11 protein-coding genes are annotated in these 13,123 nt (G+C 72.8%); 6 read left to right on the forward strand and 5 right to left on the reverse strand.

The genetic code is table 11. From position 1 onward, the window contains the following. The first annotated feature begins 147 nt into the window (after positions 1–147). From BJY14_RS18635 to BJY14_RS45290, 3 genes are all read left to right on the forward strand, one after another. The gene (locus tag BJY14_RS18635; protein ID WP_179844789.1) at positions 148–1,305 is read left to right on the forward strand and encodes a serine hydrolase domain-containing protein; all 1,158 of its coding nucleotides are present in this window, start codon (positions 148–150) and stop codon (positions 1,303–1,305) included. A 185-nt stretch (positions 1,306–1,490) separates the two neighbouring features. Then, a complete protein-coding gene (locus tag BJY14_RS18640) occupies positions 1,491–2,777 on the forward strand; it encodes a PucR family transcriptional regulator (RefSeq protein ID WP_179844790.1) in 1,287 nt (428 codons plus the stop codon). A gap of 7 nt (positions 2,778–2,784) precedes the next feature. Then, complete coding sequence (locus BJY14_RS45290; protein ID WP_179844791.1) at positions 2,785–3,423, forward strand: DUF4232 domain-containing protein; 639 nt, start codon at positions 2,785–2,787, stop codon at positions 3,421–3,423. Position 3,424: 1 nt separating this feature from the next. On the opposite strand, the gene BJY14_RS18650 is transcribed toward BJY14_RS45290, so the two are convergent. Both BJY14_RS18650 and BJY14_RS18655 read right to left on the reverse strand, forming a co-directional pair. Beyond that, complete coding sequence (locus BJY14_RS18650) at positions 3,425–4,306, reverse strand: SCO6745 family protein (RefSeq protein WP_179844792.1); 882 nt, start codon at positions 4,304–4,306, stop codon at positions 3,425–3,427. 22 nt (positions 4,307–4,328) lie between these two features. Continuing rightward, a complete protein-coding gene (locus tag BJY14_RS18655; protein WP_179844793.1) occupies positions 4,329–5,459 on the reverse strand; it encodes a hypothetical protein in 1,131 nt (376 codons plus the stop codon). 289 nt (positions 5,460–5,748) lie between these two features. On the opposite strand from BJY14_RS18655, the gene BJY14_RS18660 reads away from it, so the two are divergent. Continuing rightward, positions 5,749–6,156 carry an ATP-binding protein gene (locus tag BJY14_RS18660; RefSeq protein WP_312879304.1) on the forward strand — a complete coding sequence of 136 codons (408 nt, stop codon included), beginning with the start codon at positions 5,749–5,751 and terminating at the stop codon, positions 6,154–6,156. A 94-nt stretch (positions 6,157–6,250) separates the two neighbouring features. Here BJY14_RS18660 and BJY14_RS18665 read toward each other — a convergent pair whose 3' ends face one another. Then, positions 6,251–7,903, reverse strand: coding sequence for an AMP-binding protein (locus tag BJY14_RS18665; protein ID WP_179844794.1), 1,653 nt, complete (start codon positions 7,901–7,903; stop codon positions 6,251–6,253). Between the two features lie 96 nt (positions 7,904–7,999). After that, entirely contained in the window at positions 8,000–9,598 is a 1,599-nt protein-coding gene (locus BJY14_RS18670) for an MDR family MFS transporter (RefSeq protein WP_512770946.1), read from the reverse strand. Between the two features lie 182 nt (positions 9,599–9,780). On the opposite strand from BJY14_RS18670, the gene BJY14_RS18675 reads away from it, so the two are divergent. Further along, complete coding sequence (locus BJY14_RS18675; RefSeq protein WP_179844795.1) at positions 9,781–10,365, forward strand: TetR/AcrR family transcriptional regulator; 585 nt, start codon at positions 9,781–9,783, stop codon at positions 10,363–10,365. Positions 10,366–10,495: 130 nt separating this feature from the next. Here the strand turns inward: BJY14_RS18675 and BJY14_RS18680 are convergent, their stop codons facing one another. Then, complete coding sequence (locus BJY14_RS18680) at positions 10,496–12,229, reverse strand: pyruvate dehydrogenase (protein ID WP_179844796.1); 1,734 nt, start codon at positions 12,227–12,229, stop codon at positions 10,496–10,498. A gap of 302 nt (positions 12,230–12,531) precedes the next feature. On the opposite strand from BJY14_RS18680, the gene BJY14_RS18685 reads away from it, so the two are divergent. Then, positions 12,532–13,083 (forward strand): MarR family winged helix-turn-helix transcriptional regulator, encoded by a 552-nt coding sequence (locus tag BJY14_RS18685; RefSeq protein WP_179844797.1) that lies wholly within the window; start codon positions 12,532–12,534, stop codon positions 13,081–13,083. Positions 13,084–13,123 lie beyond the last annotated feature (40 nt).

Raw genomic sequence — 13,123 nt, forward strand, 5'->3', positions numbered from 1 at the left:
GGAGTCGATGTCGAATATACAGCCGGAGGCCCACTCCGGCAGGTGTCGTCAGCTACACCCCCCGCTCGGGTTCTGGGCCCCGTGCCGCCGCGCGCGCCGCCCGGAAGGCTTGATCACGTTCAGCGGACGACCTTCCAGGAGGACCCCATGTCGCGCATCTCCGTCACCGCCTCGGCCACCGCCCTCATGGCCGGTACGGCCCTTCTCGCGGGGGCGGCCCTCGTCGCCGCCCCGGCGGCGAGCGCCACCCCGGCCGCGGGCGGCGGCCCGGCACGGGGCCCGCACGGGCTCGACCGGAAGGTGCGGGCCGCCGCCGACCGGCTCGTCGCCGACGGCGCGCCCGGCGTGATCGTGATGACCCGCCGCGGCGGGCGCGTCTCGCACGTGACCGCGGGCGTGTCCGACAAGGCCACCGGCGCCCCGATGGACCACCGGCTGCTGTTCCGGATCGCGAGCGTGACCAAGTCGTTCACCTCGACGGTCGTGCTGCAGCTCGCCGCCGAGCGCCGGCTGTCGCTGGACGACACCGTCGACAGATGGCTGCCGGGCGCCGTCGCCGGCCACGGCAACGACGGCTCGAAGATCACCATCCGGCAGTTGCTCGCGCAGACCAGCGGGCTGAACGACTACACGCCCGACCCGCGGGTGATGTCCGACCCCGCGCGGGCCTGGACGCCGGAGGAGCTCGTCGCGATCGCGATGGAGAAGCCGCCGCTGTACGCGCCCGGCACGGACTGGAACTACTCCAACACCAACTACATCCTGGCCGGGATGATCATCGAGAGGGCGACCGGGCGCTCGGTCGGCACCGAGTTCCAGCGGCGCATCTTCACGCCGCTCCGGCTGCGGCACACGTCCTACCCGACGGCCGACCCCTCGTTCCCCGGCCGGTACGTGCACGGGTACTACTACGACTACGGGGACGTGAGCACGCAGATCAGCCCGTCCAGCGCGCGGACGTCCGGCGGCATCGTCAGCACGGTCGACGACGTGGCCCGGTTCCACCGCGCCCTGTTCACCGGACGGCTGCTGCCGGCGAAACAGATGCGCGAGCTGCGGAACGTCCGGCCGGTCGACGACGACGGGATCGTGGAGGACTACGGCCTCGGCGTCGCCCGGATCAAGTTCTCCTGCGGATACGCGTGGGGCCACGACGGCGGCTTCCCCGGCTACCGCACATGGACCTACACCAGCGCCGACGGACGCAGCCAGGCCGTCATCACCTACAACGAGTCCAAGCTGGAGTACGACAAGACCTTCCGGACCGACCTCACTAAGGCGGCCGACACCGCCTTCTGCGCCTGACCCCCGGTTCCTCGCAACCACGCCAGGCATACAGCGTGTTCGGTTGTCAGCAGGTGAGCAGTGGTCGCGGGGTTTTGTTCCTTCGCCCTACAGAAGAAGGGTGCGTGCGGTGCGTACGGTCGGGGCGTCCCGCTGCACAGCTGGGCAGACGGAGGTGTGCCGATGGAAAGCACCGAGGTGTGCCGATGAACCGAGCCGTCGCGTCCGGCGTTCCCGACGCGCACCTACCGCCGCGGCTCGCCGAGCTGATCCGGCCGGAGCTGCCGAGTCTCGCCGAGGAGATCGTCGCCGAGATCCGGCGCGCCATCCCCGAGTACGCCCGGCCGCTCGACGGGCCCTACGGCCACGTGCTGCGGCTCGGCGTCGAGCGCAACCTGGCCGTGTTCGCCGAGAGGATCGCCGCGCCGGGCGGGCCGCCGTCCGGCGACGACTCCGCCGGGACGGCGCGGATGCTCGGCCAGTACGAGGCGCACGAGGGCCGCAGCATGGACAGCCTCCAGGCCGCGTACCGGATCGGCGGGCAGGTCGCGTGGCGCCGCGTCATGAAGGTCGCGCCGCGCCACGACATCTCCTCGGCCGTGCTGTCGCGGCTGGCCGACGCGCTGCTGACCTACATGGACGAGCTGGCCGCGCAGTCGCTCGACGGCTACCTGCACGCCAAGGCGCGTCCCATCCTCGCGTTGGACGAGCGGCGCCGGCGGCTGCTGCGCCTCCTCCTCGCGGCCGCCGACCCGGACGGCGCCGATCCCACTGCCGCCGTCGAACTGGAGTCGGCGGCGGACGGAGCCGGGTGGTCCCTGCCGGACAGGGTCACGCTGGTCGCCGTCGAGCCGGCCGCCCACTGCGTCTGGACGGCGCTGGACGAGGACGTCCTCGCCGAACTGGAGTGCCCGGAGCCGCACCTGCTCCTGCCCGGCCCGTTCACGCCCGAGCGCCGCGCGATGCTGGAGGAGGCGCTTCCGGGCCGCCGGATCGCGGTCGGTCTCGCGATGCCGGCCGGGCAGGCCACCGACTCGCTGCGCTGGGCGCGCCGGGCGCTCGGCCTCGCGCTGGACGGCGTCCTCGACGGGCCGGTGACGTTGTGCGAGGAGAACCTCGTGACGCTGTGGCTGCTGTCGGACCCCGCGCTGGTCGAGCAGCTGACCCGGCGGCGCCTCGGCGTCCTGGACGGCATGACCCCGGGCCAGCAGGACCGCCTGACCGAGACCCTGCGGACCTGGCTCGTCACCCGCGGCACGGCCGCCGAGATCGCCGAGCGGCTGCACATCCACCCGCAGACCGTCCGGTACCGGATGCGCAAGATCGAGCAGATCCTCGGGGACGCGCTGGCCGACCCGGAGGCCCGGTTCGGCATCGAGATCGCGCTCCGCGCCGCCCACCTCCGGTCGCGCCGTCCCGCTTCCGCCCCGCACCGCCCGGTGGTGCGGCCTCGCGGGCCCGCCCGCCCCCGCAGCCTCCGACATTTGCGATGATCTGCGAGTGAACGTCACGAAGCGGACCCGTATCCGCCTGATCGGCGCAGCGGGCACAGCCCTCGGCACGCTCGCCCTCGGCGCGTGCGGCACCGCCGCCGTGCCCGGCGCGGGACACGCCGGGGGGCGCGGCGCGGGATCCACCACGGGGCCCGCCGCCGCGACACCGCCGCCTCCCACCATGCCCGCGGTCCAGCGGCGGCCTTCGCCGCCGCCGCCGGCTCCCTGCACGCCGGAGGGCATCGCCGTCTCGATGAACGAGCCGGACGCCGCGATGGGCGTGCGCGCCGCTCGGATCGTCCTGCGCAACTGCGGGAGCCGCCCGTACCGGCTGAACGGCTACCCGGCGCTGCGCGTCCTCGACGAGAAGCAGCAGCCCTTCGACGTGACGACCGTGCCCGGCACCAGGCAGGTCGAGGACGCGGGGCCGAAGTCGCTGACGATCCGTCCGGGCCGCGAGGCCGAGTTCGTGATCGTCTGGCGCAACACGGTCACCGACGCGAACACGGTGGCGGTGGCCGGAAAGTACCTGGAGGTCCGTCCGGCGCCGGGACGGCCCGTCGTGGTCGTCCCGGCCAACGGGCCGATCGACCTCGGCAACACGGGCCGCCTGGAGGGGACCGCCTGGCGGCTCCCGTCCCGCTGACTCAGCGGGACGGCGCCTGGACCTTGCCGATGCCGAGCGTGTTCTGCGCGGGCATCAGGCCGGTCTCCAGCACCTTCACCAGGATCGGCATCGTGAGCTGCGCCAGCCGGTCGGCCTTGGCGGCGCCGAGCGTCCGCCACGGCTCGTAGGCGAGGTCGTCGGTCGTCCGCTCGATGTCGTCACGCAGCTCGCGTCCCCGCTCGGTCGCGGCGCCTTCGGCGTCGACCAGCCCGCGGGACGCGAGGCGGTCGCGGGCGGCGGCCCACTCCTCGCCCGTCCAGCCGCGGCTCGCGAACGTCTCCACCGAAGCGGCCCCGACGGAGGCGAACGACACCAGCGCCTCGACCGGGTCGAGCCCGCGGGCGAGGAGCGCGGCCACGTGCCCGTCCCCGCGCTGCTCGCGCAGGATGCCGATGGCGTGCCACAGGACGAGGTGCGGCTCGTCCGGCCAGGGCAGGTCGGCGTTGGCGGCGGCGAGGGGGCGTCCGGCGGTGCTCGCGGCCTCGACGGCGGCCCGGGCCAGCTCAGCGGCCTCGGCCAGGTCCGGCGCCCCGATCCCGTCGCCGAGAAGCGCGCGATACATGCTGTCGACTGCGCGCATGCGGGCCTCCAGGACGCGGTCGGGCGGCGCGACCGTCCAGGCGGCGGGGATGTGCTCGGCCACCATGCGCGGGCTGAAGCTGTAGAAGGCGGCCGACACGGCCCGGCTGCCCGCGGCGCCGAGCGGTGCGGCACGCCAGGCGAAGTAGCTCGGCCAGCGCGTCTCCACGTCATGGCCAAGCCCGCGCGCCTCCGCGAAGACCTCCGGGGAGTACCAGAACAGGGCGTGGAGGGGTTCGAGCTGGTGCCACATCTGCCGTGCGAAGCCGGGGTCCTCCGCCATCACGCGGTCCTTTCTCTCGGGATCACCTCCACTCTATCTTGACACTGCCTAGATTGGCGTTGCCCGGGTGGGTCTGCCGGTTCGCCACCGGCCATCCACCGGGAGGCGCGCTGATCTGGGACGGCGGCACGGGCGGCGCCCCGCCCGGACGGGACGGCGGCACCACGGGCAGCGTGTGCGACCGCAATGGCAGGACGGTGGGCAGCTCGCGCGGCTCGTCCGATCCCGGGGACGTCTGGCCGCGGGGAGCGAGCGGGGCCCGGCGCTCGTGACGGGGGAACGCCAGCAGCGCCAGTACGGCCAGCCCGACGCCCGCGGCCCGGAGCCAGAACGGCACGGGCTCGCGCGGCCACGGCTCCGCGTACAGCAGCGTGGCCGACAGCAGCAGATGCGTCTTCGCAGTGACCGTGACGACGGTGACGATGACGGTGAGGCGGCAGCGCTGGAGGCCGATCGACAGCAGCCCGACGCCGAGCACGCCCGCGAGCAGGAACAGGTAGGGGTGCGGCGAGGACGGCACGTCCGCCGCCCGGCCCGCCGCGAACATCATCGCCATGCCCTCCCCGAAGACCTCGGTCGCGCCGAGCAGGACGCCCGCGCCGATCCCGTAGGCGATGCCCGTCAGCGGGCGCGCGTGCCGGCCGCCGACCGCGCGGTCGCGCACGCAGAACATCCACAGCGGGACCGCCAGCGAGGGCACGCACACCAGCGCGGCCTTCCACAGCGGCAGCGCGGCCGCCGCGGCGCCGAGGCGGTCCGGCACGGCCCCGCCGTGACCTGGCGGCACCGGCAGCACCGACAGCGCCGCCGTGACCATCGCGGCGACCGTGATGAGGACGGCGAGCCACTCGCGCGACGTGGGCCGCTCGCCGAAGCCGCTCATGCCAACGACCAGCAGCAGGACGAGGCCGAGCCCGTAGGCGGGCAGCGTCGCCGCGACGGGCAGGGCGACCAGCGCGGTCGCGGAGAGCCCGAAGCCCGCCATCAGCACCGCGAGACCGGCGAGCCAGCGCGGGCTCCGCACGAGAAGCCCGGCGGCGTGCAGCGCGTGGCGACCCGAGAGCGGGTCCATCCGCCCCGCGGCCGTCTTGAACAGGACGTAAGCGACGATGTAGACGACCTGCGCAGCGCAGGCGAGGACGACCGCGTACATGGCGTTCCTCCCAGGGGTGGGGCCCCAGCGTGACATGAGGAAGGTGTGCGGTGATTCTCGCTGGAAGACGGAGATAATCCCGGTTTTGTGCGCCCGGGTGAGTAGTGCCCCACGCGACGGAGATGTTTTTCATGATGTGCGGTTGGAGCGGCGACTCCTGCCGTAAGCTCCGCCACCTAAGGCCGACCTGTCCCGGAAAGGCCAAGATCAAAGCGTACGTCGCGTTGCCCGGTCACTCAGCGCAGGTGAATGATTGCGGAACGCTACCTGAACCGAGTGTGGTGATGCAGTGACCGAGAGGATGGAACGGCTCGGCGAACCGATCGGCTTCACCGGGGAGGGCGACGGCGGCCGCCGCGCCCGCCGCGCCGTCCGCGAGCGCGCCGCGAAGGTCTTCGCCGACGAGACTCTCCTCGACGACGTCGAGCTGATGACCGCCGAGGGCGTCGCCAACGCCATCCTGCACGGCTCCGGACTCATCAGCGTCACGATCGCCACCGACGGCAGACGCCTCCACGTCGAGGTGTCCGACGACGGCCCAGCCCAGGCCGACCCCGACGGCCCGCCCCGCCTCGACCACGGCCGCGGCCTCACCGTCATCGACGCCCTCGCCGGCGAATGGGGCCTGGACCAGACCCCCCATCGCACCCGCCTCTGGTTCATCCTCGACGGCCACCGCCCACCCGCCGCAGTGTGACCCGCCAGCCGCACATCCCCGCCTGCCGCACGTCCCCACGGGCCTCGCCGGTGGGCGTTTGACTGGGTGTTGTCCGGGGTGGCTCGAGTGGGGTTCAGGTGGGGAGGGCTCGGCGCAGGACCTTGCCGGTGGGGTTGCGGGGGAGGGCGTCCAGGAAGTGGACGTCGCGTGGGACGGCGTAGCGGGCCAGGTGGTCGCGGACGTGGGCGCGGACGGCGTCCTCGTCGAGGGTCTCGCCCTCGCGCAGGACGACGAACGCGGCGGCGCGCCGGCCGAACTCCTCGTCCGGGACGCCGACCACCGCGACCTCCCGCACCTGCGGCAGCCTCTCCAGCACCTCCTCGATCGCGCTGGGGAAGACGTTCTCCCCGCCCGAGACGATCATGTCGTCGTCGCGGCCGTGCACGAACAGGCGGCCCTGCTCGTCGAGGTGCCCGACGTCGCCGAGGCTCATCAGGCCGTCGCGCATCTCCTTGGTGTCGCCGCTGGTGTAGCCGGCGAACAGCAGCTCGTTCGCGGCGAAGATCCGGCCCGTGGTGCCGGGCGGGACGGGGGCGCCCTCGTCGTCCAGGACCGCGACCCGCGTCCCCGGCGGCGGCGTGCCCGCGGTGTCGGGGCGGGCTCGCAGGTCGGCGGGCGTCGCGATGGTCACCCAGGACGCCTCCGTCGACCCGTACAGGTTGTAGAGGACGTCGCCGAACTCGTCCATGAAGGCGGTGGCGAGCGTCGCGGGCAGCGCCGAGCCGCTGACGGCCGCGATCCGAAGCGAGGACGTGTCGTGCTTGCGGCGCGCGGCCTCCGGCACGTCCAGGACGCGTTGCAGCATGACCGGGACGGCGACCAGCGCGGTCGCGCGGGTCTGGTCGATCGTGCGGAGCGTCTGCTCGGGGTCGAACCGGGCCCGCAGGACGATCGTGGCGCGGAGCGAGACCGCGATCTGGAGCATCGCGTAGCCCCAGGTGTGGAACAGCGGCGCCTCGATGAACATCCGCTCGTGCACCCGGTAGGGGAGGCGGGACAGGATCGACGTGAGCGGCGACAGCCCGGGGCGCGAGTGCCGGTCGGCGCCCTTGGGGCGGCCGGTCGTGCCGGAGCTGAGGACGATCGTCCGGCCCGCTCTGGCCGGGGGGCCGATCGGCGCGGCGGGCGCCGTGACGATGAGGTTCTCCAGCTCCGAGCCCCTCCCGCCGGCGGTGACCACCCGCACGGTCTTCGGCACGGCCGCGATGAAGCCGGCGAACTCCGCGTCGGCGATCACCACTTCGACCTCCTGCCGCCGCAGGACGGTCACGAGCTGCTCGGTGCTCATCCCGGTGTTCAGCAGGACGAGGTCCGAGCCGCGCTTGCTGCACGCGACGAGCGCCTCGACCATGCCGCGGTGGTTGCGGCACAGGACGGCTACGCGCGGCGCGGCCCCATGTTCGGGGGCGGAGCCGGGGGCGGTGAGGGCGGCGGCGAGCCGGTCGGTGCGGGCGTCGACCTCCGCGTACGTGAGTTCCCCGTCGTCGTCGACGATCGCGACGGCGCCGGGGTCGCGGGCGGCGGCGGAGGCGAGCGTCCCGCCGAGCAGGGTGCCCCAGCGGCGCAGGGCGCCGAGCTGGCGGGCGACCCGCAGCGGCGGGCCGGGACGCCACAGGCCGCTGCGGGCGAACATCCCGCCCGCCCGCGCGGCCGACACCACCCGACCGGCCGACACCGCGCGCCCGGCCGACACCGCGCGGCGCCCGAACTCCGATCGTCCGCTCATCTACCGCCTCCGGGGTACGGGGTTGGGGTTACCGACCGTACGGACGGAGGCTTTCGTCCTCTTCTGACTCGACCCAGCTCTTCGGCCGGGCTTTTGTCAGGAGCCTGACAACGCGCGGCCCTCCGCGGCGGGCGCGGGGACGTCCCGCTTCGCGGGCTCCGGCGCGTCCCCGAGGTCGAGGCTGTCGCGCAGGGTCACCGGCTTGAGGAAGGCCGCCGCGACGATGCCGACGATCGCGATCGCCGCGGAGATCAGGAAGATGTGGCCGGTCGCGTCGCCGTAGGCGGCCCGGACGACTTCCTGGACGGGCGCGGGGAACGCGCCGATGTCGAGGGTGCCCGCGTCGCCGCCCGCGCCCGGCTTCACGCCGAGCTTGCGCAGCCCGTCGGCGATCCGGTCCGCGACCTGGTTCGCCAGGACGGCGCCGAGCACGGAGACGCCGACCGTCCCGCCGAGGGAGCGGAAGAACGTGACCGTCCCGCTCGCGGCGCCGATCTCGTGCAGGCGCACCGAGTTCTGCACGACGAGGACGAGGTTCTGCATCGTCATGCCGACGCCGGCGCCGACCAGGAACATCGCGGCGCCGATGAAGACGAGCGAGGTCTGGTGGTCGATGGTGGCCAGCAGACCGAACCCGGCGGTCAGCACGACCGTCCCGGCGAGGATGTACGGCTTGACCTTGCCGGTCTTGCTGGCGAAGCGCCCGGCCACGGTGGACGCGCCGAACACGCCGAGCATCATCGGGAACGTGAGCAGGCCCGCCTTGGTCGGGCTGTAGCCGCGCCCGATCTGGAAGTACTGGCCGAGGAAGACGGCGCCGCCGAACATCGCCATGCCGACGGCGAGGCTGGCCGTGATCGCGAGCGCGGTGTTGCGGCGCGCCACGATGTCCAGCGGGACGATCGGCTCCGCCGCGCGGGACTCGACCCACACGGCCGCGGCGAGCAGCACCACGCCGGAGCCGGCCATCGCGGCGGTCTGCCACGAGAGCCAGGCGAAGTTCTCGCCGACGAAGGTGACCCAGATCAGCAGGACACTGACGCCGGCGGCGATGAGCGTCGCGCCCAGGTAGTCGATCTTCACGTTCGGCCGCCGGACGTGCGGGAGCCGCAGGGTCTTCTGCAGCAGCGCGAAGGCCACCACCGCGAACGGCACGCCGATGAAGAAGCACCAGCGCCAGCCGAGCGCGGAGTCCACGATGAGGCCGCCGAGCAGCGGCCCGCCGACCGTGGCGACGGCCATCACGCCGCCGAGGTAGCCGTAGTAGCGGCCGCGGTCCCGCGGGCTGATCATCGCGGCCATGATGATCTGGACGAGGATCTGCAGCGCGCCGACGCCGAGGCCCTGCACGGCCCGGAACGCGATGAGCTGCGCGGTGCTCTGCGCGAAGCCGGACGCCACCGACGCCAGGACGAAGATGCCGACGCCCGCCTGGAGCAGCATCTTCTTGTCGTAGAGGTCGGCCAGCTTGCCCCAGATCGGGGTGCTGGCGGTCGACACGAGCAGCGTCGCGGTGACGACCCAGGTGTACTGCGACTGGCTGCCCTTGAGCGCGCCGATGATCTGCGGCAGCGCGGTGGACACGACGGTGCTGCTCAGCATCGCCACGAACAGCACCAGCAGCAGGCCGCTGAGCGCTTCGAGGATCTGGCGGTGCGACATCGGGGCCGATCTCGCGGGGACCTGCTCGGTCAAGGAACGCCTCCGGGTGAAGTGGGCCGGGGTGGAGTGGGCCTCCGAGGGGATGAGCCCCTCCGGGTGGAGTGCGCCGCTCGGTGAGGTGGGAACGAGGGGATCAACCCCCGGCCCGGACACTTTATTCCCACTGCGCAAAATTTCGCGCTGGGCAGTTTTTTGCCCGCTAGGCTGGTGCGACCATGGAGAGCACCGGCGGGCTGCGCGAACGCAAGAAGGAGGCGACGCGCCGCGCCCTGCACGAGGCCGCGGTGCGCCTCGCCGTCGAGCACGGCCTGGACGAGGTCACCGTCGAGGCCATCGCCGACGCGGCGGGCGTGTCCCGCCGCACCTTCTCCAACTACTTCGCCGGCAAGGAGGACGCCCTCCTCTACGGCGACGAGCAGCGGATGAACGCCGTGCTGGAGACCTTCGCGTCCCGCCCGTCCGGCGAATCGTCCTGGAGTGCGCTGCGCGCCTCACTGGACGCCCTGCACGCGGAGGCCGGCGAGCTGGACCCCCAGTGGGCAGCGCAGACGCGCCTCGCCCGCAAGCACCCGTCCGTCCTCGGGCGGCAGCTCGCCACCTACGCCGAGTTCGAGCGCGCCCTGGCCGACCTGATCGCCTCCCGGGACGGCCTCCCCCGCCTGCGCGCCCGCGTCATGGCGGGCGCCTTCATGACCGCGCTGCGCATCGCGTCCCTGACCTGGATCGAGGAGCAGCCCGTCCGCCCCCTCGCCGAGGTCGCGGCCGAGACCCTCACCGAGATGGCCCGCGAGTTCCACTGAGCCCGGCCATGGCGGCCGGCCGCTCGAAGACCTCGAAGTCCCAGATGAGCGATACAAGCCCCGGACGCCGAGGGACGAACTCGTGTAGAGGCCACGGCCAGACCGCCGGGTTCCAGCGCTTCCCGGCCCGTCAGGGGCGGGGGATGTTGCGGAGGTTGCTGCGGGCCAGGTCGAGCATCTTGCCGACGCCGCCGGTGAGGACGGTCTTGCCCGCCGACAGCGCGAAGCCCTTCACCTGCTGCGGTGTGATGCGCGGCGGGATGGACAGGGCGTTCGGGTCGGTCACGACGTCCACCAGGTAGGGGCCGGGCGCGGCGAGCGCGCGCTCCATCACGGTGCGGACGTCGGACGGGCGCTCCACGCGCGCCGACTCGATGCCGGCCGCCTCGGCGATCGCGGCGTAGTCGACGGGCTCGTGGTCGGTCTCGTAGGACGGCAGGCCGTCCACCATCATCTCCAGCTTCACCATGCCGAGCGACGCGTTGTCGAACAGGATGATCTTCACGGGGACGCGGTGCAGCCGCACCGTGAGCAGCTCGCCGAGCAGCATGCCGAGACCGCCGTCGCCGGAGATCGACACGACCTGGCGTCCGGGCGCGCCGAACTGCGCGCCGATGGCGTGCGGGAGCGCGTTGGCCATCGAGCCGTGGACGAACGAGCCCATCACGCGGCGGCGCCCGTTGGGGGTGAGGTAGCGGGCCGCCCAGACGTTGCACATACCGGTGTCCACGGTGAAGATCGCGTCGTCGTCGGCGAGGTCGTCCAGGACGCCGGCGACGTATTCGGGGTGGATCGGGATGTGCCGGTCGATGTCGCGGGTGTAGGCGGAGACCACGTTCTCCAGCGCCCGCGCGTGGCGGTGCAGCATCTCGTCGAGGTAGGAGCGGTCGCGCTTCTGCTCGACCTTGTCCAGAACGAGCCGGATCGTCTCCCCGACGTCCCCGTGGACGGCGAGGTCGAGCGGGGTGCGGCGCCCCGGCTTCGACGGGTCGTCGTCCACCTGGATGGTGTTCTTTCCCGGCAGGAACGGGTCGTAGGGGAAGTCGGTGCCGAGCAGGAGGACGAGATCGGCGTCCTGCATCGCCTCGTAGCAGGCGCCGTAGCCGAGCAGGCCGCTCATGCCCACGTCGAACGGGTTCTCGTACTGGATCCACTCCTTGCCGCGCAGCGCATGGCCGACCGGGGAGAGTAGCCGGTGCGCCAGCTCGATCACCTCGGCGTGGGCGTCCCTGACGCCGTAGCCGCAGAACAGCATCACCTTCCGCGCCCGGTTGAGGGCCCCGGCGAGCTGCTCGACCTGGTCGGACGGCGGCCGGACGATCCCCTTCTGGACGAGGAAGTCGTGCTCGCCGGTGGGGCCGGCCGTTTCACGTCCCGCGACGTCGCCGGGCAGCGTCAGCACGGAGACGCCGCCGAGCCCGATCGCGTGCTGGATCGCGGTCCGCAGGATGCGCGGCATCTGCTCCGGAGTGACGATCGGCTCGCAGAAGTGGCTGCAGTCGACGAACAGCCGCTCAGGGTGCGTCTCCTGGAAGTAGCCGCTGCCGATCTGCACGCTCGGGATCTGCGACGCCAGCGCCAGCACCGGCGCACCCGACCTGTGCGCGTCGTAAAGGCCCTGGATGAGGTGCGTGTTTCCGGGGCCGCAACTGCCCGCGCACACGGCGAGCCGTCCCGTGGTCTGCGCCTCGGCCGCCGCCGCGAACGCGCCCGCCTCCTCGTTGCGGACGTGCACCCAGTCGATGCCCCGCGTCCGCCGCACGGCGTCCACGACCGGGTTGAGGCTGTCGCCCACCACCCCGTAGATCCGCCGGACGCCGGCCTGCCGCAGCACCTCGATGAACTGGTCGGCGACGGTCGCCATCGGCCTCTCCCCCGCTGAGTTCCCGGTACTTGCCTCCGCTCCGCCAATGCCCGATGCCTCACCCCTGACACCGACCCGCCCCACACCGACTGCGGCCGAGACCGGCTGCGGTGGAGACTCCGCGGTGGAGACTCCGCGGTGGAGACTCCGCGATGGAGACTCCGCGATGGAGACTCCGCGATGGAGACTCTGCGATGAAGGCTCTGCGGTTGAGACCGGCTGCGGGCTGGACTGGCTGACACTCGCGCCCCACGGGGGTTAAATAGTCAATCCATGAACTAGATCGGGCGGGCGGCGAGCGGATGAGCGCGGGCGCGGGCATGGGCACCGAGGGCGGGGAGGAGCTGGACTTCTGGTCGTTCGTCGATCTCGCGGGCCGGCGGCTCTCGGAGGAGTTCGGGTTCGGGCACCGGCTGGCGACGCGGCTGCTGCTGACCCTGAACCGGGCGTCGGCGATCGTGACCTACGACCTGGAGTCGACGGTGCACCGGCCGCGCGGCCACTCCTGGTCGGCGTTCCGGCTGCTGTTCGTGACCTGGCTGGCCGGGCCGCTGGAGCCCGGGCGGGCCGCCACGCTGGCCGGGATGAGCAGGGCCGCCGTGTCCAACCTGGTCAAGACGCTCGTCGCGGACGGCATGCTGGTGCGCAGCCCCGGCGAGCGGGACGGCCGGTCGGTGATCCTCGCGCTGACCGAGCGGGGGCAGGACGCCATGCTGGAGATCTTCGCCGGGCAGAACGAGCGCGAGCGGCAGTGGGCGGACGTGCTCACCGAGACCGAGCAGCGGATGCTCGTCATGCTGCTCGACAAGCTCATCGCGGGGCGCGGCTCGTTCGACGTCCGCGAACGCAGCTGATCAGAGCCCTGCCGATCGGGGCATGGTCGATCAGGGCCTT

Origin of the sequence: Actinomadura luteofluorescens (genome assembly GCF_013409365.1) — a bacterium.
Lineage (GTDB): Bacteria > Actinomycetota > Actinomycetes > Streptosporangiales > Streptosporangiaceae > Spirillospora > Spirillospora luteofluorescens.